Annotated in this window: 23 protein-coding genes; 16 read left to right on the top strand and 7 right to left on the bottom strand. The window is 73.7% G+C overall.

Annotated elements, in window-relative coordinates; all coding sequences use genetic code 11:
• Nucleotides 1–27: 27 nt before the first annotated feature.
• The 7 genes from IEX42_RS05765 to IEX42_RS05735 all read left to right on the top strand — a co-directional run bounded on the left by IEX42_RS05765 (nt 28) and on the right by IEX42_RS05735 (nt 5,136).
• The gene (locus tag IEX42_RS05765; RefSeq protein WP_229660632.1) at nt 28–759 is read left to right on the top strand and encodes a DsbA family oxidoreductase; all 732 of its coding nucleotides are present in this window, start codon (nt 28–30) and stop codon (nt 757–759) included.
• Nucleotides 756–1,382, top strand: a complete 627-nt coding sequence (locus IEX42_RS05760; RefSeq protein WP_188778929.1) for a histone deacetylase — start codon at nt 756–758, stop codon at nt 1,380–1,382. The genes IEX42_RS05765 and IEX42_RS05760 overlap by 4 nt, the downstream gene beginning before the upstream one ends.
• A gap of 119 nt (nt 1,383–1,501) precedes the next feature.
• Nucleotides 1,502–2,260, top strand: coding sequence for a hydroxyethylthiazole kinase (thiM, locus tag IEX42_RS05755; protein WP_188778928.1), 759 nt, complete (start codon nt 1,502–1,504; stop codon nt 2,258–2,260).
• Nucleotides 2,257–2,895, top strand: a complete 639-nt coding sequence (gene thiE / locus IEX42_RS05750) for a thiamine phosphate synthase (RefSeq protein ID WP_188778927.1) — start codon at nt 2,257–2,259, stop codon at nt 2,893–2,895. The genes thiM and thiE overlap by 4 nt, the downstream gene beginning before the upstream one ends.
• The gene (thiD, locus tag IEX42_RS05745) at nt 2,892–3,716 is read left to right on the top strand and encodes a bifunctional hydroxymethylpyrimidine kinase/phosphomethylpyrimidine kinase (protein WP_188778926.1); all 825 of its coding nucleotides are present in this window, start codon (nt 2,892–2,894) and stop codon (nt 3,714–3,716) included. Before thiE ends, thiD begins: the two co-directional genes overlap by 4 nt.
• Nucleotides 3,713–4,375, top strand: coding sequence for a TenA family protein (locus IEX42_RS05740; RefSeq protein WP_188778925.1), 663 nt, complete (start codon nt 3,713–3,715; stop codon nt 4,373–4,375). Before thiD ends, IEX42_RS05740 begins: the two co-directional genes overlap by 4 nt.
• Before the next feature lie 248 nt (nt 4,376–4,623).
• Entirely contained in the window at nt 4,624–5,136 is a 513-nt protein-coding gene (locus tag IEX42_RS05735; RefSeq protein WP_229660631.1) for a hypothetical protein, read from the top strand.
• On the opposite strand, the gene yczR is transcribed toward IEX42_RS05735, so the two are convergent.
• The gene (gene yczR / locus IEX42_RS05730; RefSeq protein ID WP_229660630.1) at nt 5,137–6,567 is read right to left on the bottom strand and encodes a MocR-like transcription factor YczR; all 1,431 of its coding nucleotides are present in this window, start codon (nt 6,565–6,567) and stop codon (nt 5,137–5,139) included. It abuts the gene before it with no gap.
• Between the two features lie 52 nt (nt 6,568–6,619).
• Between yczR and yczE the strand changes: the two genes are divergently transcribed.
• The gene (gene yczE, locus IEX42_RS05725) at nt 6,620–7,321 is read left to right on the top strand and encodes a membrane protein YczE (RefSeq protein ID WP_373286183.1); all 702 of its coding nucleotides are present in this window, start codon (nt 6,620–6,622) and stop codon (nt 7,319–7,321) included.
• Here yczE and IEX42_RS05720 read toward each other — a convergent pair.
• Entirely contained in the window at nt 7,248–8,057 is an 810-nt protein-coding gene (locus IEX42_RS05720) for an alpha/beta hydrolase (protein ID WP_188778923.1), read from the bottom strand. The two genes, yczE and IEX42_RS05720, sit on opposite strands and share 74 nt — an antisense overlap.
• Before the next feature lie 22 nt (nt 8,058–8,079).
• Nucleotides 8,080–9,447, bottom strand: a complete 1,368-nt coding sequence (locus IEX42_RS05715) for an MFS transporter (protein WP_229660629.1) — start codon at nt 9,445–9,447, stop codon at nt 8,080–8,082.
• A gap of 97 nt (nt 9,448–9,544) precedes the next feature.
• On the opposite strand from IEX42_RS05715, the gene IEX42_RS05710 reads away from it, so the two are divergent.
• Nucleotides 9,545–10,321, top strand: a complete 777-nt coding sequence (locus IEX42_RS05710) for an N-acetylmuramoyl-L-alanine amidase family protein (protein ID WP_229660628.1) — start codon at nt 9,545–9,547, stop codon at nt 10,319–10,321.
• A gap of 133 nt (nt 10,322–10,454) precedes the next feature.
• Here the strand turns inward: IEX42_RS05710 and IEX42_RS05705 are convergent, their stop codons facing one another.
• Entirely contained in the window at nt 10,455–11,021 is a 567-nt protein-coding gene (locus tag IEX42_RS05705) for an O-methyltransferase (protein ID WP_188778922.1), read from the bottom strand.
• 333 nt (nt 11,022–11,354) lie between these two features.
• On the opposite strand from IEX42_RS05705, the gene IEX42_RS18245 reads away from it, so the two are divergent.
• From IEX42_RS18245 to IEX42_RS05690, 4 genes are all read left to right on the top strand, one after another.
• Complete coding sequence (locus IEX42_RS18245) at nt 11,355–11,489, top strand: hypothetical protein (RefSeq protein ID WP_268236428.1); 135 nt, start codon at nt 11,355–11,357, stop codon at nt 11,487–11,489.
• A gap of 28 nt (nt 11,490–11,517) precedes the next feature.
• Nucleotides 11,518–12,594, top strand: coding sequence for a 3-isopropylmalate dehydrogenase (locus tag IEX42_RS05700; RefSeq protein ID WP_188778921.1), 1,077 nt, complete (start codon nt 11,518–11,520; stop codon nt 12,592–12,594).
• Nucleotides 12,595–12,621: 27 nt separating this feature from the next.
• Entirely contained in the window at nt 12,622–13,713 is a 1,092-nt protein-coding gene (locus IEX42_RS05695; RefSeq protein ID WP_188778920.1) for a branched-chain amino acid aminotransferase, read from the top strand.
• Nucleotides 13,714–13,854: 141 nt separating this feature from the next.
• The gene (locus IEX42_RS05690; protein ID WP_188778919.1) at nt 13,855–14,346 is read left to right on the top strand and encodes a hypothetical protein; all 492 of its coding nucleotides are present in this window, start codon (nt 13,855–13,857) and stop codon (nt 14,344–14,346) included.
• A gap of 3 nt (nt 14,347–14,349) precedes the next feature.
• Here the strand turns inward: IEX42_RS05690 and budC are convergent, their stop codons facing one another.
• Nucleotides 14,350–15,126, bottom strand: a complete 777-nt coding sequence (gene budC / locus IEX42_RS05685) for a meso-2,3-butanediol dehydrogenase (RefSeq protein ID WP_188778918.1) — start codon at nt 15,124–15,126, stop codon at nt 14,350–14,352.
• Nucleotides 15,127–15,223: 97 nt separating this feature from the next.
• Here budC and IEX42_RS05680 point away from each other — a divergent pair, with 97 nt between their 5' ends.
• The gene (locus IEX42_RS05680; protein WP_188778917.1) at nt 15,224–16,828 is read left to right on the top strand and encodes a serine/threonine-protein kinase; all 1,605 of its coding nucleotides are present in this window, start codon (nt 15,224–15,226) and stop codon (nt 16,826–16,828) included.
• Nucleotides 16,829–17,595: 767 nt separating this feature from the next.
• Here the strand turns inward: IEX42_RS05680 and IEX42_RS05675 are convergent.
• Together IEX42_RS05675 and IEX42_RS05670 are read right to left on the bottom strand one after the other, a co-directional pair.
• Nucleotides 17,596–18,366 carry a 3-methyladenine DNA glycosylase gene (locus IEX42_RS05675; RefSeq protein ID WP_188778916.1) on the bottom strand — a complete coding sequence of 257 codons (771 nt, stop codon included), beginning with the start codon at nt 18,364–18,366 and terminating at the stop codon, nt 17,596–17,598.
• Nucleotides 18,363–18,566 carry a hypothetical protein gene (locus tag IEX42_RS05670; RefSeq protein WP_188778915.1) on the bottom strand — a complete coding sequence of 68 codons (204 nt, stop codon included), beginning with the start codon at nt 18,564–18,566 and terminating at the stop codon, nt 18,363–18,365. Before IEX42_RS05670 ends, IEX42_RS05675 begins: the two co-directional genes overlap by 4 nt.
• A 91-nt stretch (nt 18,567–18,657) precedes the next feature.
• On the opposite strand from IEX42_RS05670, the gene IEX42_RS05665 reads away from it, so the two are divergent.
• Together IEX42_RS05665 and IEX42_RS05660 are read left to right on the top strand one after the other, a co-directional pair.
• On the top strand, nt 18,658–19,206 hold the full coding sequence (locus IEX42_RS05665; RefSeq protein ID WP_188778914.1) for a DinB family protein: 549 nt from the start codon (nt 18,658–18,660) through the stop codon (nt 19,204–19,206).
• Entirely contained in the window at nt 19,206–20,228 is a 1,023-nt protein-coding gene (locus tag IEX42_RS05660; RefSeq protein ID WP_188778913.1) for a zinc-dependent alcohol dehydrogenase, read from the top strand. The genes IEX42_RS05665 and IEX42_RS05660 overlap by 1 nt, the downstream gene beginning before the upstream one ends.

Below are 20,228 nucleotides of genomic sequence, written 5' to 3'. Positions count from 1 at the left end.
AACCACCGATGCACCGTTGGGAGCGGTATGAGCATGCGTATCGACGTCTGGAGCGACGTGGTCTGCCCCTGGTGCTTCATCGGCAAGCGGCGCCTGGAGCGCGCGCTGGCCGGCTTCGCGCACGCCGACGAGGTCGAGGTGGTCTACCACTCGTTCCTGCTCGACCCCGACGCGCCGCAGGAGCCGGTGGAGTCCGTCGCCGAGAGCCTCGGGCGCAAGTACGGCGGTGGCCCCGACGCCGGTCGGGCGATGGTCGCCCAGGTCGGGTCGGTCGCCGCCGAGGAGGGCCTGGACTTCCGGCTCGCCGAGGCCCAGCGCGCGAGCACGGTCGACGCCCACCGGCTGCTGCACCTGGCTCTCGCCGAGCACGGTCCCGCCGTGCAGCGCGCGCTGAAGGAGGAGCTGCTGTCGGCGTACTTCCTGCGTGCGGAGAACCCTGCCGCGGCCGACGTCCTCCTCGCTGCCGCGCAGCGCGCCGGTGTCGACGAGGATCGGGCGCGAGAGGTGCTGGCCGGGACCGAGTTCCGTGAGCAGGTCTTCGACGACGTCGACCGCGCCGCCGACCTCGGCGCGAGCGGCGTGCCGTTCTTCGTCCTCGACCAGCGGTACGCCGTCTCCGGTGCCCAGCCCGCCGAGACCTTCGCCCGGGCGCTCGAGCAGGCCTGGGCCGACGGCCACCCGGTGCTGCAGCCGGTCGGCGCACCCGGCGACGACAGCGCGTCCGGGGCCGTCTGCGGGCCCGAGGGCTGCACCCCGTGACGGCAGGAGACCACATCTGGTACGCCGGGTACGGCTCGAACCTCGACGTGGTGCGGTTCGGCACCTACCTCCAAGGCGGGCGTGCTCCCGGCACCCGTCGGGACAACCCCGGTGCCCGGGACACCTCGGCACCGCTGGAGGAGCGCGCGATGGTGCTGCCCGGCGCGCTGTTCTTCGGCTGGGAGTCCCAGAACTGGGGCGGCGGCGCGGTGGCGTTCTACGACCCGACTGCCCGGGGTCAGGTGTACGCGCGCGCCTTCCTCATCACCCGCGGCCAGTTCGCCGACGTGGCGGCGCAGGAGATGCACCGCGACCCCGACGACGACCTGGACCTCTCCCAGGTGCTCGCCGACGAGCCGTACTCGTACGGCCCCGGGCACTACGAGACGCTGCACCTGGTCGGCGAGCTCGACGGCCGCCCGGTGCTCACCTTCACCACCGGCGACGCCGAGCACCTGCCGCGCAACTCGCCGGGCGGGGCGTACGTCGCCACCATCGTGCGCGGGCTGCGCGCCACCCACGGGCTCGACGACGAGGCGATCACCGCCTACCTCGCCGCCTGCGAGGGCATGGAGACCTGGGCGCCCGACGAGCTGGGGCGGCTGGTGGCGGGCACCCGTTGACGCTCACGCGCGACGCGTTAGGTTCGTCGTCCGTGGCCGGGGTGCCCTGCGAGCAGACGCGAGGCTGAGAACACACCCGCCGAACCTGATCCGGTTGACACCGGCGGAGGGAGCCCGACGTGGGACCAGACCAGCTCGCCCGAGCACTGCGGGAGCGCTCGCCCCTGGTGCAGTGCCTGACCAACTTCGTCTCGATGGACCTGGTGGCGAACCTGCTCAACGCCGCGGGTGCGTCGCCGGCGATGGTGCACGACCCCGAAGAGGCCGCCGAGCTGGCCGGGCTCGCCTCGGCGGTGGTGGTCAACATCGGGACGCCGAGCCCGCGGTGGGTCGAGGGCATGCACGCCGCGGCCGGCGCCGCGCACGACCGCGGCATCCCTTGGGTGCTCGACCCGGTGGCCGTGGGCGCCACGGCGTACCGCCGGTCGATCGTCGCGGACCTGCTCCCGCTGCAGCCGACCGTGATCCGCGGCAACGCCAGCGAGATCCTCGCGCTGGCCACGCAGGCCGGCGCCGGCCGTGGCGTCGACGCCACCGACGACTCCGAGGCGGTCAAGGGCGACGCCGAGGCGCTGGCGCGGCAGACCGGCTCCGTCGTGGTCGTCTCCGGCGCTGCGGACGTCGTCACCGACGGCGAGCGCACCGAGCTCGTGCGCGGTGGCGACTCGCGGATGCCGCTGATCTCCGCGCTCGGCTGCGCCTCGACCGCGCTCGTGGCGGCCGCCTGCGCGATCATCGACGACCCGGTCGAGGCCTCGGTGTCCGCGATGGCCCTGCTGGCGCGGGCGGGCCAGGCGGCAGGCGGCACGGCGGTCGGACCGGGGTCGCTGCGCCCCGCGATCCTCGACGCGCTGTGGGCCACCGGCGAGCTCGCGTGAGGGCTCGTACGAGCCTCGACCTCGCCGTCTACCTGGTCACCGACCCCGTCCTCGTGGGCGGGCGTGACCTCGTCGACGTCGTCGCGGCGGCCGTCGCCGGCGGGGTCGGCACCGTGCAGCTGCGCGACAAGCAGGCGACGACCGAGCAGCTGGTCGCGCAGCTCGACCGGCTGCGCACGGTCGTCGGCGACGCCGCGCTGGTCGTCAACGACGACCTCGCCGCCGCCGCGTACGCGGACGGTGTGCACGTCGGCGCCGACGACGTCCTGCCCACGGTGGCTCGCGAGCGGCTGGGTCCGGAGGCGGTGGTGGGCTGGTCGCTGCACGACCTCGCGCAGCTCGACGACGCCGAGCAGCTGGCCGCGATCGACTACCTGGCGGTCAGCCCGGTGCACGCGACCACGACGAAGCCCGACCACGACCCGCCGTTCGGCCTCGACGGGGTACGCGCGGTCGTCGACGGCCTCGCGGCCCGCGGCGTCGACCTCCCGGTGATCGGGATCGGCGGCCTGGACGCAGGCAACGCCGCCGAGGTCGTCGCGGCCGGGGGAGCGGGCGTCGCCGTGGTCTCGGCGATCTGCGCGGCGCCCGACCCGACGGCCGCCGCCCGTGAGATCCGCGAGGCCCTGAGGTGAGCGCCGGCGCGCAGGAGCCGGCCGTGCTCGCCGTCGCCGGCTCGGACCCGTCCGGTGGGGCCGGCGTGCAGGCCGATCTCAAGACCGCGACCGCGCTGGGGGTGTACGCCGCCGCGGCGCTCACCGCGCTGACCGCGCAGAACACCACCGGTGTGCAGGGCATCCACGCGGTGCCGCCGGCGTTCGTGTCCGCCCAGATCACCTCGGTGGTCGACGACCTCGACGTCCGCGCGGTCAAGACCGGGATGCTCGGCGACGCCGCCGTGGTCTCCGCGGTCGCCGACGCCCTGGGCGCCCTGCTCGACCGAGGGGTCCCGCTGGTGCTCGACCCCGTCACCGTGGCGACCTCCGGCGACGTGCTCGTCCCCGAGGAGGCGGTGGCGACCATCGTCGGTCGCCTCCTGCCGCGGGCCACCGTCGTCACGCCGAACCTGCCCGAGGCCCGGCTGCTCACCGGGCTGGACCTGCCCGGGGCCGACCCGGTCGCCGAGCTCACGGCCGCGGGTGAGGAGCTGTGCGCACGCGGGGCCAGGTACGCCCTGGTCAAGGGGGGACACCTCACCGGCGACCGGGTGGTCGACGTGCTGGTCGGCCCGGACGGAGCCACGACGCTGGAGCACGACCGGGTGCCCGGCCCGAACACCCACGGCACCGGCTGCACGCTGTCGTCGGGGATCGCTGCGCGGCTGGCCGCCGGCGACGACGTCCCCACCGCCGTGCGCACCGCCCACGACTTCCTGCAGCGCGCGCTGCGCAGTGCTGAGGGCCGGGTGTACGGCGCCGGCCACGGACCCGTCGACCACCTGGAGGGACTGCGATGACCGGCTTCAGCGAGAGCGCGTGGCGCGCGGTCGCGCCGACGTACGCCGAGATCCTCGACCACCCGTTCGTCAGCGCGCTGCGCGAGGGAACGCTGGGCGAGGACGTGTTCGCGCGCTACCTGCTCGACGACGCGCACTACCTGACCGGCTACGCCCGCACCCTGGCCGCGCTCGCCGCGCGGATGCCGGACCCCGAGGGCATCGGGCTGCTCGCCGGGTCCGCCGCCGGCGCGGTCGTCGCCGAGCGGGAGCTGCACCGGGCCTTCCTGGTCCCGCGCGGCATCGACCCCGACGCCCCGGACGCCCCCGCCCCGACGCCCACCTGCCTGGCCTACACGGGCTTCCTGCTCACCCACGCGGCCACGTCGCCGGTCGAGGTCGGGCTGGCGGCGGTGCTGCCCTGCTTCCGGGTGTACGCCGAGGTGGGCCGGGCCATCGCCGGCTCGGTCGCGCTCGAGGACCACCCGTACGCCGCGTGGATCGCGGCGTACTCCGACCCCGACTTCGAGGCCTCCGTCGTCGCGGTGCAGGACGCGGCCGACGCCCTCGCCTCGACGACGTCGTCGGAGCACCTGCGCGAGATGCACGCGGCGTACGCCACGGCCACCCGCCTGGAGTGGCGCTTCTGGGACGCTTCGTGGTGTGGCGAGACCCTCTGAGCACCTGAGCGGCCCGCCGGCGCGCGTGCTGGACCTCTTCGCCGTCCCCGACGACCCGGCGGCGATCGGGGGCGGGGCGTTCAGCGCGGGCGACCTCGCGCTGGCGCCGGGTCGCGACCCCGTGGTGTCGGAGTGGCTGAACCCCGTCCTGGCCAGGCTCGCGGTGCGCCTGGACGAGGAGGGCGGCGGGCTGCGGGTCGCGATGCCGGTCCCGGCCAGGGACGGCTCCTGGGTGGTCGAGGGCTGGGGTGCGTCCCGGTTCGAGCCGGGCACGTCGCCGTGCCGCGACCTCCGGGTCGTCCTCGCGGCCGGACGGCTGCTGCACGCGCGGCTGGCCTCGGTCGTCCCCGTCAGGCCGGACGTCCTCGACGCGCGTACCGACCGCTGGGCGCTCGCCGAGCGGCTCGCCTTCGGTTCCGTACGAGGACCTGCGCGCCGCCGGCCTCGCCTCGATCGCCGACCGGCTCGACGACACTCCGCTCGGTCCCGACCAGCTGGTCCACGCGGACCTGGCCGGCAACGTCCTGCTCGACGCGCGCGGGTCGGCCGTCGTCATCGACGTCTCGCCGGCCTGGCGGCCGGTGCGGTGGGCCGAGGCGGTGTGCGTGCTGGACGCGGTGGTCCGCTTCGACGTGCCCGAGCGGGCGGTCGTGGAGTGGGGCGCCGGCGATCGACGTCAGGCGATGCTGAGGGCCCTCGCCTTCCGGTGGCTGAGCGACCCCGACCCGGCGCCGTACGAGCCGCTGCTCGCGCTCCTCTGATCAGGCGACCAGCGTCGGGTCCGTCGGTCGACCGATCCGCCCCGGGGCGGCCAGCGTGTCCTGCCACGCCGCCCCGAGGCGTGCGCCGGCCTCGGTCAGCAGGTGTGGCGGCAGCCCGTACGGGACGCGGACGAAGCGCGCCAGCCCGCCCTCGGGTGCGAAGGCCGGGCCCGGCGCGAGCAGCACGCCGTGGTCGGCGGCCCGGGCGACCAGGGTCGTCGACAGCGGCTCGGGCAGCTCGCACCACAGGCTGAGCCCGCCGAGCGGTCGCGGGACGCGCCAGTCGGGCAGGTGCCTGCGCAGGGTGTCGTACGCCGCGGCCTGGGACGCCGCGAGCTGCTCGCGGCGGTGCTCCAGCAGGCCGGGCGTGCCAATCAGGTGGGCGGCGGCCAGCTGCTCCACGACGGGGCAGCCGAGGTCGAGGGCGAGTCGGGCGCGGAAGGCCCGGTCGACGTCGGCACGAGGCACGCGCAGCCACCCCACACGCAGGCCGCCCCAGTGCGTCTTCGACAGGCTGCCGATCGACCACGCCGACGTCGCGTGCGCCGCCAACGGCACCGGCATCGCGTCACCGTCGAGGCGCAGCGCGGCGAGCGACTCGTCCACCACGGCGGTCGTGCCGGTCACACCGAGCGCGGCGGCCACGCGGGCCCGACCGTCCTCGTCGAGCAGGAGGCCGGTCGGGTTGTGGAAGTCCGGGACGAGGTAGCCGACCCGCGGCGCCACCTGCCGCACCGCGGCGACCAGGTCTGCGGCGTGCTGGTCCGCACCGTCGAGGGAGGTGTCGACCCCGGCGAGGCGGGAGCCGCGCAGCGCCGCGATCGCGTTGGGGTACGTCGGGCTCTGCAGCAGCACCCGGTCGCCGGTACCGAGCAGCGCCCGCGCGGCGACGGCGACCCCGGCCAGGGCCCCGGGGACGACGAGGACCTGGTCCGGCGACGTCGGTAGGCCGCGGTCGGCGTACGACTGCGCGACCGCCTCGCGCAGCACCGGCAGGCCGGAGGGGTGGTAGCCGCTCCCCGAGAGGTACGCCGGCAGCGCCGCGACGGCCGCGTCGTACGCCGCGGCGACGCCCGGCCCCGGCGGCCCGGCGGCGATCGTCAGGTCGATCTCGTCCGGGGTCACGGAGCTGGGGTGGAGCAGGTGGTCCGAGCGGGTGCTCGGCCCGGGCAGTGCGGCGAGGCTGCCGGAGCCCTGGCGGGAGACGAGGTAGCCGTGCTCGCGGAGCTCGGCGTACGCCCGGGTCACCGTCGTCCGGCTGACGTCCAGCGCCGCGGTCAGGTCGCGCTCGCTGGGCAGCCGCGTCCCGGTGGCGACCCGCCCGTCGGTGATCAGCACCCGCAGTCCCTCGGCCAGCCCGCGGTAGGCGGGCTCGCGGTCGAAGTCGCCGACGAGGTCGGCCACGCGGCGGGCGGAGACGGTGCGGGTCACCGGACCAGTGAACACCGATTGGCTATTCCCGTGCAGGCCACTTCCGCGTGAGATGGACACCGTGACGACGACGCTGGACCGCCTCGGGCCCGTGGCGCAGGTGCGCGCCGGCCGCTTGGGACGCCGCCTCCCGCAGCTGCTGGTCGGGCTGGCGGCGTACGGGGTCAGTGCGGCCATGATGCTGCGCGCCCACGTCGGGGCGATGCCGTGGGACGTGCTGCACCAGGGGATCGCCCGGCACCTGCCGTGGGACTTCGGCGCGATCGTGATCGCGGTCAGCGTGCTCGTGCTCGCGCTGTGGGTCCCGATCCGGGAGCTGCCCGGCCTGGGCACCGTGCTCAACGCCGTGCTGGTCGGGCTCTTCGCCGACCTCGGGCTCGCCGTCCTGTCCGACCCGGGCACGTGGTGGGGCCGTGCCGCGCTCGCGGCGGGCGGCATCGTGCTCAACGCCGCGGCGACGGCCTGCTACGTCGGTGCGCAGCTCGGCCCGGGCCCGCGCGACGGCCTGATGACCGGCCTCCACCGCCGCACGGGTCTCTCGCTGCGGCTCGTGCGGACCTCGATCGAGGTCACCGTCGTGGTCGCCGGCTGGCTGCTCGGCGGCACCTTCGGCGTGGCCACCGTCGCCTACGCGCTCGTGATCGGACCACTGGTGCAGCTGCTGCTGCCGCGGTTCCTGGTCAGCCTGCCGGCAGGTTCTCCCGCACGAAGGCCCGTACGTCCGCGACCACCTCGTCGCGGTTCGTCTCGTTGAACAGCTCGTGCCGGCCGCCGGGGTAGGTGCGCTCGGTCAGGGCGCTCGCGCCGAGCTCGGGGATCCCCACCCGGGTGCCGTCGATCGGCACCAGCGTGTCGGCGTCGCCGTGGATCCACAGGGTCGGCAGGGAGCCGAGGTCGGGGCCGTCGGTGATGTCCTTCATCGTCCTCGCCATCGCGGCGATGGTCGGGCGCTTGAAGGGGCCGTGCCAGACCAGCGGGTCCGCCTCGTACGCCGCCCCGACCTCGGGGTCGCGCGAGAGCGTCGAGGTGTCCAGCGGGCCGTCCGGGATCTCGGGGAGGCCGAGCAGGTCGGTCACCGGCGCCCAGCGACCCAGCACCGGGCTGGAGAGCACGAGCACGTCGACCACGCGGGCGTGCAGCTGCACGTAGCGCGCGGCGATCATCCCGCCCATCGAGTGCCCGAGCAGCACCACCGGAAGCCCCGGGTGGTCGGCGAGCGTGCGCCTGGCGACGGCGTGCAGGTCGGCGACGACGTCGTCGTACGACTCGACCAGCACGCGCTCGCCGTCGCTCTCGCCGTGCCCCGTGTGGTCCGGCCCGACGACCACAGCACCGTCGGCGACCAGCTCTGCGGCGAGCCGCTCGTAGCGGCCCATGTGCTCGCCGTACCCGTGCGCGACCAGGCACAGCCAGGTGGGTGCCGAGCCGTTCCACTCGCGCACGGCGACCCGCCCGTGCGTCCCGGCCACGTCCCACTCGAGGGTGCTCATGGGCCGACTCTAGAGACGCGCGCTACGTCGCGTCCGCGGACCGCCCCATCGTCCGCTGCCCGAGCACGCCGACGTTGAGCACCAGCAGCGCCATCGCCACGGCGACGACGCTGAAGACCGGCGTCGCTCCGCTCGCGTCGAGGACCGGCAGCAGCAGGAACGGCAGGCCGCCGGTGACCAGCTTGGACAGCGAGTACGCCGCGCCGGCCGCGGTCGCACGGACCTTCGTCGGGTACGACTCGGCGAGGTAGACGTGGTACGCGTTCGAGAACACGTTGCTCGACACCGTGTAGGCGAGCCCGAAGACGATCACCAGCAGCCCGGTGCCGGCCAGGCCGAAGGCGAGCCCGAACACCGCCATCAGGGCCGCGGTGACCATGACCAGGTACTTGCGCTCGATGCGCTCCACGATCGGCACCGCGAGCAGGGCACCGAGCGGGTAGCCGGCGTACGTCGCGGCGATGTAGCCGAGCGAGTTGACGACGTCGTACCCCTTGGCGACCAGCACCAGCGGCGCCAGGGTGCCGAAGCCGTAGTAGCCGAAGACCTCCAGCGCGCTGAGCAGCCAGAGCATGATCGTGCGGCGGGTGTACGGCGCCCTGAAGAGCGTCGAGACGCGCAGCGGCTCGCGGCGGCCGGGCTGCAGCGAGAGGTCCGGCTCACGGAGCGTGTGCCCCGCGGCGACCGCCTCCTGCTCCATCGCCGAGACCAGCTCCTCGGCCTCCTCGTGGCGGCCCTCGAGCTCGAGCCAGCGCGGGGACTCCGGCAGGTTGCGGCGCACCAGCCACACGAGGAACGAGCCGAGCGCACCGAAGACGAAGAGGTAGCGCCAGCCGTCGACGCCCCACGGCTCCAGCGGCACCAGGAAGCGCGCCATCAGCCCGACGACGGGCACGCCGAGGAAGGAGACGGTGTACGCCCAGGAGATGAAGCGGCCGCGCTCGTCGGAGGGCATCAGGTCCGAGAGGTACGTGTCGGCCAGCGCGTACTCCGCGCCGATGCCGACGCCGGCGACGAACCGGGTCACGACGAGGAAGATCGCGTTCGGGCTGAACGCGCCGATCAGCGAGAACACCGAGTAGACGGCCAGGTTGATCATGAACGCGCGGCGGCGCCCGAAGCGGTCGGCGAAACGGCCCATCACGACGGCGCCGAGGAACTGGCCGACGAACGCCGACCCGAGGAGCGCGCTCAGCTCGGTCTGCGACAGGTCGAGGTCGATCTGGAGGACCTTGCCGATCGTCCCGGCGAGGAAGTTCTCGTACGCGTCGAAGAACAGCCCCAGCCCGATCACCATCGTGGCCAGCACGTGGGTACGGGTGACCGGGAGCCGGTCCAGGCGGGCGGCGACCGAGGGGGTGCGGGTCGGAGAACTGGTTGACGACGTCACCGGACGCAGGCTAGCCGCGTAGGGTCCCGGCCATGAGCGACGACCACGAGCCGGATCGCCGTGCCGACGTGGCGGCCCTCCGGGAGGGTTGAGCCCGGTGCTGATCGCGAAGGGCCTGGCCACCGCGCTGGTGGCCGCGCAGCTGGCGGGTGCGTTCGGCCAGCAGCCCGCACGCGAGCGCGAGCGTGCCGCCGCGGCTGCGGCTGCCGCTGCCCGTCCGCTTGCCGGCCGGACGGTCGTGATCGACCCCGGGCACCAGCTCGGCAACGGGCGGCACCCGGCGCAGATCGGTCGGCTGGTCGACGCCCGTGGGCTGCGCAAGCCCTGCAACTCCACGGGGACGGCGACGAACGCCGGCTATCCCGAGGCGACCTTCACGTGGGAGGTGGGCACCCGGGTCCGCGACCGGCTGCGGGCGCTCGGCGCGCGGGTGGTGCTGACCCGGTCGACGAACTCCGCCGCGGCCTGGGGGCCGTGCGTGGATGCGCGCGGCAAGGCCGCGAACGGGGCCGACCTGCTGCTCAGCCTGCACGGCGACGGGTCCTCGCCGGGCGCCCACGGCTTCCACGTCATCGTCTCGGACCGCGCGGGTGAGCCCGCACGGCTGCGGGCGCGCTCGACGACGTACGCCGAGGACACGCGTGCCGCACTGCAGCGCGCCGGCTTCGCCCGCTCCTCGTACGTCGGCTCCGGGTCCGCGCTGTCCTTCCGCTCCGACCTCGGCACCCTGAACTGGGCGCAGCCGCCCGCGGTGATGGTCGAGCTGGGCAACATGCGCAACTCCGGTGACGCCGCTGCGATGAGCTCCGCCGGCGGCCGGGACCGCTACGCCCGCGCGCTGGTCGCCGCCGCGCGTACGTTCCTCACCCGCTGACCCCGGGTCTCGACAAGCTCAACCTCCGGTGGTTGCGGTGCCTGCGGTGACCACGGTGGTCGAGCCTGACGAGCCGCTAGGCGAGGAGGACGTCGAGACCCGGTGAGGTGCCCAGGGAGGTGACCAGCGACGGTCAGCGCCGCGTCGCCAGCAGTGCCGCGGAGTCGGAGGCGACGAGCACCTCGGCGGCGGCGAACCGCTCGTCGAGCAGCCACCCCTCGCGCAGGCCGTCGACGCGCCCGTACGTCACCGGCGGCCAGGACTCGCACGGGGAGATGTCGTCGAGGACGACGACCCCGCCGGGCTCGACGAGGTCGGCGACGGCGTCCACGCTGGCGTGGTCGGTGGCGTTGGCGTCCAGGAACAGCAGGGAGAACGGGGCACGGTCGCGCAGCGTCGACCAGTCCGCCGCGACCACCTCGACCTGGTCGTCGCCCTCGAAGATCTCCGCCGCGGCGCCGGCCAGCGCCTGGTCGCGCTCCGCGGTCAGGATGTGCGCGGGGCCGGTGAGTCCCGACCGCAGCCAGGCGGTGCCCACGCCGCAGCCGGTGCCGAACTCCGCCATCGTGCCGCCGCGCGTGGCCGCGAGCACGGCGAGCAGCCGACCGGTCTCGTTGCGGCAGAAGGAGACGTAGCCCGCCCGGCGGGAGACGTCGAACGCGCGGGAGACGATCGGCGGGAGGTCGGGCGGGGCACTCACCTCGCCGAGTCTGCCGGATGCTGGACCGCGGTCTCACGATGAGAGACGTGTCACCGAAACCGGTACCGGCGCGGGGTGGGCGGGCGTACGTTCGAGCCTGTCATGCGGAACGTGCTCGTACTTATCGCGCGCCGCGGCGAGGCCTCTTAAGGCAGGCCCCCTCGCCGCGGAGTCTCTGCATCCCCTGGTCTGCCGCCTCCGCAGCGAGCCGCTCCGGTCACCTCGACCAGGAACCTCCGGCGTCTGCGAGCCGGCCCACCCACGACCGGTTCGTCACCGGCTCCTCGGAACCCCTGTTGTTCCTTCCCCGTGAGATCTTCTGAGGAGAATCAGATGTACGACATGTACCCCGAGTGGGGCCCCAGCAAGTACGACCCCGACAGCCCGACCAGCCATGCCGTCCAGCGCGCGCTCGACCTGCGCGACGGCGGCGGCGCCTGGAGCGGTGAGCGACCCGACGACAACTAGGGCGCACCCGCGAACTAGGTTCGCTCGCATGTCCACCACCGCAGCAGACCCGGCCGCCCTTCGTCTCGCCGTCCTCCCCGGCGACGGGATCGGGCCGGAGGTCACGGCCGAGGCGCTCAAGGTGCTGCAGGCGGTGGTGCCCGCCGAGGTCGCTCTGGCCACGACCCGCTACGACCTCGGCGCCGAGCACTACCTCGCGACCGGCGAGGTGCTGCCGGACCCCGTGCTCGAGGAGATCCGTGGACACGACGCGATCCTCCTCGGCGCGGTGGGTGGGAAGCCCGGTGACCCCAACCTCCCGCCCGGCCTGCTCGAGCGCGGGCTGCTGCTGCGGCTGCGGTTCGAGCTCGACCACTACGTCAACCTCCGGCCGTCCCGGATCCTCCCCGGCGTGACCTCGCCGCTCTCGGACGCGGTGCTGGCCAGGGGTGACGTCGACTTCGTCGTCGTCCGCGAGGGCACCGAGGGGCCGTACACCGGCAACGGTGGGGCCCTGCGGGTCGGCACGCCGGCCGAGGTGGCCACCGAGGTCTCGGTGAACACGGCGTACGGGGTGGAGCGCGTGGTCCGCCACGCCTTCGCCCGCGCCGCGGGACGGCGCAAGCGGCTGACGCTGGTCCACAAGACCAACGTCCTCACCCACGCCGGGGCGGTGTGGTGGCGGCTCACCCAGGAGGTGGCCGCCGAGTTCCCCGAGGTGGAGGTCGACTACATGCACGTCGACGCGACGATGATCCACCTGGTCACCGACCCGCAGCGCTTCGACGTGATCGTCACCGACAACCTCTTCGGCGACATCGTCACCGACCTCGCCGGCGCCGTGACCGGCGGCATCGGTCTGGCCGCCAGCGGCAACATCAACGCCGACCGCACCACCCCGTCGATGTTCGAGCCGGTCCACGGATCGGCCCCCGACATCGCCGGTCAGCAGGTCGCCGACCCGACGGCGGCGATCCTGTCCGCTGCACTCCTCCTCGAGCACGTCGGGCTCGCCGCCCAGGCGGCCGCCGTGGAGCAGGCGGTGCTCGAGGACCTCGCCGAGCAGGCGGGGGCGGCGAGACGACGTACCCCCGAGGTGGGCGACGCGATCGCCGCCCGACTCTGACCCACACCGCGACCTAGGATCCGACTCATGCCCCTCGAGATCACCACCACCCCGACCACCACCCCGCGCAGCGACGCCGAGGTCGCCGAGATCCTCACCGCGCCGGGGTTCGGGACGTACTTCACCGACCACATGTACGTCGTCGAGTGGACGCCGGAGCGAGGCTGGCACGACGCGCGGGTGGAGGCGTACGGACCGCTCAGCCTCGACCCGGCGACGGCCGTCCTGCACTACGCGCAGGAGATCTTCGAGGGCATGAAGGCCTACCGGCACGAGGACGGCTCGGTGTGGACCTTCCGTGCCGAGGAGAACGCCCGCCGGATGGCGACCTCCTCCGGGCGACTCGCGCTGCCGGTGCTGCCCGAGGAGGACTTCCTCGCCGCCGTCGACGCGCTCGTCGCCGCCGACGAGCGCTGGGTGCCCCCGTACGGCGGCTCGTCGGGCGAGGCCAGCCTCTACCTGCGCCCGTTCATGTTCGCCTCCGAGGCGTTCCTCGGGGTGCGGCCCTCGCAGCACGTCACCTTCATGGTCATCGCCTCGCCCGCCGGGGCGTACTTCAAGGGCGGCATCAAGCCGCTCAGCCTGTGGCTGACCGAGGAGTACACCCGCGCCGGTCGCGGTGGCATGGGCGCCGCCAAGACCGGCGGCAACTACGCCTCCTCGCTGGTCGCCCAGCAGGAGGCCAGCGCGCACGGCTGCGACCAGGTGGTCTTCCTCGACGGCGCCGAGGGGAAGTACGTCGAGGAGCTCGGCGGGATGAACCTCTACTTCCTCTACGCCGACGGCCGGATCGTCACCCCCGCGCTCGGCACGATCCTGGAGGGAATCACCCGCTCGGCGATCATCGAGCTCGCCGGCAAGATGGGGCACCCGGTCGAGGAGCGGCCGTTCGGCATCGACGAGTGGCGCGAGGGTGTCGCGTCGGGCGAGATCACCGAGGTGTTCGCGTGCGGCACCGCCGCCGTCGTCACCCCGGTCGGCACGCTGCACTGGGACGGCGGCTCGGTCGAGGGCGCGACCGAGCCCGGCGAGCTGACGATGGCCATCCGCGAGCAGCTCGTCGGCATCCAGTTCGGCCGTGTGGACGACACCTTCGGGTGGATGCGCCGGGTGATCTGAGGATCTGCTGCGCCTCGATCCAAGTCATTGTTAGGCTCTGGCTCGGCCATTTCCCGAGGCTGAGGACGCGCTATTTCCGAGATCGACCCCCGACCTCGCCGGCGTCAGCTGGTGCGCGCCGGCGTGTGGACGACGCCGGTCGTGCTCACCGCGACCGCGGCGCCGGCGTTCGCCGCGTCGCAGTGCAACAACTTCGTGACGCCGAGCGCCTCCGCCTGGACGGTGACCAACCAGAACATCTCGGCCGCGGGTGGGACCGACGGGTTCCAGACCGGTGGCTACAAGGTCGTCCAGGACCCCGGGTCCACGGGCGCGGCGTCGGTCACCGTGACCGCGAACCAGCGGGTCCGCTTCCTCGCCGGCACGACCTACACCTTCAGCTTCAACTTCTACCGCTACGTCGACAACCCGAGGTCGGTCGTGTTCACACTGGTGGTCAACGGCACGACGGTCACGAACAGCACGGTCACCACGGTCGGCACCGCGACCGGCAACGGCTCGGTGTCCAACGCGACCTACCAGGCGACCACGTCGGGGTGCTATCCCGTCGCCCTGTCCTTCGTCTACGGCAACGAGAGCTCGACGACGGGTGACGACATCACGATCACCAACCTGGCGCGCAGCCCCGCCTGAGCCTCACTCCACGTGCGGCTGCCCGGTGGAGGCGGTCGTGCCCCCGTCGACGGTGAGCGTGGCGCCCGTGACGTACGCCGCGTCGTCGCTGGCGAGGAACAGCACGGCCGGGGCGATGTCCTCCGGCGTGCCCGGACGCCCCAGCGCGATCCGGTTGACGAACGGCGCCAGCGACTCCTCGTCGCGCCCGACCCCCGCGGTGGCGTCGGTGAGGGTGAAGGCGGGCGCGACCGAGTTCAGCCGCACGCCGCGACCGCCCCAGTCCAGGGCGAGGGACTGCACGAGGTTCATCACGGCGGCCTTGGTCGCGTTGTACGCCGCCTGGCCCCAGTCGCCGCGCATCCCCGACACCGACCCGGTGACCACGACGTTGCCGCCGGTCTTCTCCAGCTCGGGCAGCACGGCCCGCGCCAGGTGGACGAACGCGTCGATGTTCGTGCTGCGGAAGCCGTCCCACTCCTCGTCGGAGAGCTCGGTGATGTCCTGCGCGGAGTACGTCGCGGCGTTGTTGACCAGCACGTCGAGCCGGCCCAGCTTGCCGACGACGGTCTCCACGACCTCGCGGACACCCGCCGCCGTGGACAGGTCGCCCTGCACGGCCAGCGCGCGGTCGTCGTCGTACCCGGCCAGGGTCTCCTCGAGCGCCTCCGCACGTCGGCCGACGACCGCGACGGTCGCGCCGTTGTCGAGGAAGGCACGGGTGATGGCGCGGCCGATGCCGGAGCCACCGCCGGTGACGAGGACGACCTTGCCGGAGACTGCGTAGCTGTTGTGGGTCATGGTCCGCCCAACCGAGCGGGTCGAGGCGATCTTCCCCCGGCTCGTGGGGACCACGTGGATGACCGGTCCGCCGGGCCCCGCCCGATACCATTCTGCGGTGACCAGTACTGCCCACGAGCCCGCGAGCCAGGTCGGCGGCTACCGCCTGATGACCCGGCTCGGCGAGGGCGGCATGGGCATCGTGCACCTGGCCCAGGCCCCGGACGGCCGGCGGGTCGCCCTGAAGGTGCTGCGGCCGCACGTCGTCGGCGACCAGGAGGCCCGCGACCGGCTGGCCCGCGAGGTCTCCTCGCTGCGTCGTGTCCACAGCTTCCGGGTGGCCGAGATCGTCGACGCCGACAGCCAGGGCCCGACGCCGTACGTCGCCACCCGCTACGTGCCCGGCCTCCCGCTGCACGAGCACGTGCGCGAGGAGGGCCCGCTGAGCGGACCGGACCTGCTGCACTTCGCGGTCGGTCTCGCCGAGGGCCTGCGCGCGGTCCACGACGTCGGTGTGGTGCACCGCGACATCAAGCCGTCCAACGTGCTCATGGAGGGTCGCAACCCGGTCCTCATCGACTTCGGGCTGGCCCGGGTCGCCGACGACGTCCGCCTGACCCGCACCGGCTGGCTGCTCGGCACGCCCGGCTACCTCTCGCCCGAGATCCTGTACGGCGACCCCGCGACGACAGCCTCCGACGTGCACGCCTGGGCCGCGACGGTCGCGTTCGCGGCGACCGGCCGGGCGCCCTACGGCACCGGCCCGGCGATGGCCGTCCTCGACCGGATCCGCAACGGTGAGCACGACCTCACCGGCGTCCCCGAACCCGTCCGCTCGCTGGTCGAGCGTGCGCTGGACCCGGAGCCTCACCGGCGACCGAGCCTGGCGGAGCTGCTGTCGTGGCTCGCGGAGCGGACCGGCGTGGCGCGCGCGAGCCGGCAGGAGAGCCGGTGGACCGAGCCCGTGCGCTCGGTGCCGGCGCCGGTGAACGGGGGAGAGGCGCCCACGTACGTCGGCACCGACTCGCGGGTCGTGCCGGCACGGAGCACGCCGCAACCGGCCGGGGTGTACGTCCCCGCCCGGCGGCCGGCCGAGGAGCCGCCGCCGCTACCGGCCCCGGTCACCGCGTCCCGCGGATCCGGTCTGCTGGTGCGCGCCCAGGTCGTCGCGCTGCTCGCCGTCGTCGCGGGGGTCGTCGCGTACGCGCCGTACGCCGGCGTGCTGGTGCTGCTCGGCGTCGTCTGGGTGCTGCGCACGACCTCGGTGGTGAGGGAGCGGATGAACGTCCGCCGGGTGGTGCGCGGTGGTCGTCGGGCCTGGCACGACCTGCCGAGAGCGGCGATCGGTCTGCCGCTGCACGCGTTCGTTGCGGCCTTCGGCTCGGTGCTGCTGGTCGCCTGCGGGGTGACCGCGGCACTGGTCTTCGGCCTGGTGGAGGCGCTGTTCGGCCCGTCGCTCCCGGTCGGGCTGCTGCTGGCCGGTGCCGTGCTGGCGACCTGTCTGTGGTGGGGACCCGGCGGTGGCCGGGTGCGCGAGACGGTGCACGCCGGTGTCGCTCGCGCGGCGGAGCGCGAGTACGCCGGTGTCTTCGTCGTGGTGGCGTCGTTGGTCCTCGCAGCCGCTCTCGTCGGCGCGGTCGTCGCGTCGGGGCCGGTCTGGGCTCCCGCGTCGAGCGCACCGTGGTCGGGCGGGGTGCTCGGGTGGGTCGCCGGTCTCGTCTGAGCCGAGCCGCCCCGCGCCCGGGTCAGGCGCGCAGGGTGCGACCGCAGCGCGGGCAGTGTCCCGCGTGGCAGACGTCGAGGTCCTGGCCGCAGTCGCAGGCGTGGACGCTCGCGGTACGCGGCGGGGGGACGAGCGTAGAGGCGGACGTGGTCTGGTCGAGGACCGAGGGGGACATGACGTGCTCCAGGTGCGGTGGGACTGCGTGCACCAAGGAGAACCCCTCACCCGCCCGGGTGACGGGCGAAACGCCGAGAACGGGTCCGACATGATCCGGACGGCCCGTCGGGGTAGTCACTTCGGAGGATCTCGACCGGTGCTGCGAGGGTGACGACAGTCAGTCCGCGTCGTACCGACCCCCGTGCGGCACGACGCGGACTGGTGAGTAGTCAAACCGCCGCTACGAGGCTGCGGGAGTGGTCAGCGACAGATGCAACCGGTGCGATTCCTGGTCTAGTCATTTGTGACTAGGCGCAACAAGCGGACCGGTCCGACATGTCGAGACCGGCCACCGCGCACCCGAGGTCGCCCACCGACCGCGACCGTCGGAGGTCGAGCTTGTCGAGACCACCACCGCCGTCCGCAGGTCGGGCGGTGGCGCGACCAGCGGAGGTCGAGCCTGTCGAGACCACCCACCGCGCGCCCGAGATCGCCGCCGGCCGCGACCACCGGAGGTCGAGCCCGTCGAGACCACCCACCGCGCGCCCGAGGTCGCCGCCGGCCGCGACCACCGGAGGTCGAGCCTGTCGAGACCACCGGCCCGCACGAGTTCAGCCGGCGAGCGCCTCCTCGAGCCGGTCGGCGAGGCGCCGACGGATCGGTGCGGCGCGCTCGGCGAAGCCGCGCTGCAGGTCGGCGTACTCCCTCTTGCCCGCGGGCGTCTCGACGGCGATCGGGGTCCACTCGGTCCCGTACGGGTCGAGGACGACCCCGGTGAGGTCGTACGGCGCGGCTCGCATGTCGACGACGCGGACGTCCCAGGCGAGCTCGAAGGCGTCGGCCACGAGGTCCGAGCCCACCACCTCGACCAACCGGTAGGCGTGCTTGTAGAGGTCCATCGTCGCGTGCAGGCACCCCGGCTGCTCGAAGTCGGCGCGGTCGTCCTTGAAGGGGCGCAGCGTGTTCCGCGGCAGCGCGGGAGGGGTGAAGAAGCGGACCGCGTCCCAGTGGCTGCACCCCAGCCGGTGCCCCTCCACCACCTGGTCGGTGCCCTGAGGGCCGAGGCGCAGCGGCTGCGGGTGCCGGGTCTGCGGTGCGCGGTAGACCATCGCCCACTCGTGCATCCCGAAGCAGCCGAAGTTGCCCTCGCGGCCGGCGGTCGCCCGCAGCAGCCTCGTCGTCGCCTCGGCCAGCGGCCGCCTGGCCTCCGGCACGGGGCCGGGAGGCAGCCACCGCAGCAGCTGAGCGGGCCGGAAGGAGTAGTACGTGAACAGGAAGTCGTGGACGGCGTGCTTCTCCTGCTGGCGCCGACGGGCCAGGTGCGGCTCGACGTACGGCGCGAGCCGTGCCGCGTGGCGCGCCGCCGGATCCTGCGCCGTCACCGGGGTCGCCTGACGGCGTCGGCGCACTCGGCGCACGCGTCTGCTTCCGTGCCGTCGAAGGGTGCCCTCATGACGGTGGTGGGGACCGCCTCGACGGTTCCGCAGAGCGTCCGGCCGAGGTTCTCCGGGTCGCGCCCGTGGCGGACGTCGGAGCCGGACTCGAGGACGAGGCTCACCCAGCGCTGCTCGTATCCGACCACGCAGCGACTCTAGGTGGGCTCGGCGCTGGTGTGCGCGGGCGCTGCGCTCAGCGGCCTTGTGGCCCGCCCGGCGCCTGAGCACGATCGACGCATGAGTGACCAGACAGAGAGCGCTTCGTCCCCGGCCGCCGGGCAGCTCGCGGAGGCGGACGCGTCGTACGCCCGCCTGGACGAGGCGCTGGCGACGATGGGCGACGGCGATCTGCACCGCGCGCACTACGACGGCGGGTGGACGGTCGCCCAGACGCTGTCGCACATGAACATGTGCGTCGTGGCGTGGCTGGGCAACCTCGCGCGGCTCGAGGCGGACCCCGGGCTGCGGTTCTTCTTCCGCGAGGAGATCGGGCACGACCTGCTCGGCTACCCCCCGCCGACGGTCGACGTCGCCAGGCGGCAGCTGGCCGCCACCCGGCGCACATTGGCGACCGCCTTCTCCGCCATCGGAACCGACGTGCTCGCGCGCCAGGTGGAGATCCCCGACCTCGGCACGATGAGCGTCAAGGAGTGGCTGCCGCTCATCGTCGGCCATGCTTCGACCCACCACGTGCAGCAGGCCTTCGACATCCTGCTCAACCGCGAGGTCGTGACCGCGGAGGTCGCGGGCGACTTCGCCGCGAGCAGCGCCGAGGCGGGCCAGTGATGCGGGCGGCCGTGCTGACCGGCATCGAGCAGGTCGAGGTCCAGGACTTCCCCGAGGCCGAGGCGGCGCCCGGCTGGGTCGTCGTCACCGTGGAGGCGGCATCGCTGTGCGGCACCGACTCCCACCAGTACGACGGGCGCATCGACACCCCCTTCCCCAGGGTTCCCGGCCACGATTTCGCCGGTCGCGTGGAGCGGGTCGGCGAGGGCGTGGACGAGTCGCTGGTCGGCGCGGCCGTCGCGGTCAAGCCCTCGCTGCCGTGCGGTGAGTGCGACCAGTGCGGCAAGGGCAAGCCGGCGGACTGCACGAGGAAGAAGCTGATCGGACTGTGGTCCGACGGCTGCATGCGCGAGCGGATCGCGGTGCCGGCCGTCAACCTGATTCCGCGTCCCGAGGGCGTCGAAGCCTGGCAGGCATCCCTGCTGGAGCCGCTCGCCGTCGGGCTGAACACCGTCGACCGGCTGCGGATCCTGCTGGGCGAGACGGTCGTCGTGCTCGGCCAGGGTCCGATCGGGCTGGCGCTGACCCGGCTGTGTGCGCTGTCGGGGGCGGGGCGGTTGATCGTCACCGACGCGCGCGAGGCGCCGTTCGAGATCGCTCGGACGTACGGGGCCAGCGACTGCGTGAACGTCGCCGAGGTCGACGACGCGAAGCAGGCGATCCTCGACCTCACCGGTGGAGCGGGCGCCGACATCGTCATCGAGACCAGTGGTTTCCCGTCGTCCTCGGAGATGATGCTGGACCTGGTCCGCAAGGAGGGCAAGGTCGCCCACATCGGCTGGGCCAACGACCTGCCTCCGCTGCCGGTGGTCCCGCTGATGGCCAAGACGCTGACCGTCTTCGGCATCGGCGGCAACGGCGGGCGCGGCCAGTACGAGCGCGCGCTGGAGCTGGTGCGCAGCGGCCGGTTCGACCTGGAGCCCCTGGTCACCCACCGCTACGCGCTCGAGGACGTCGCCGACGCGTTCGCCACTGCCCACGCCAAGACCGATGGCGCGATCAAGGTGATCGTCGAGCCGTAG

Source organism: Marmoricola endophyticus (genome assembly GCF_014644415.1).
Lineage (GTDB): Bacteria > Actinomycetota > Actinomycetes > Propionibacteriales > Nocardioidaceae > Marmoricola > Marmoricola endophyticus.
The sequence above is the reverse complement of the archived record's forward strand: the minus strand, read 5'-3'. Positions and strand labels throughout refer to the sequence as shown.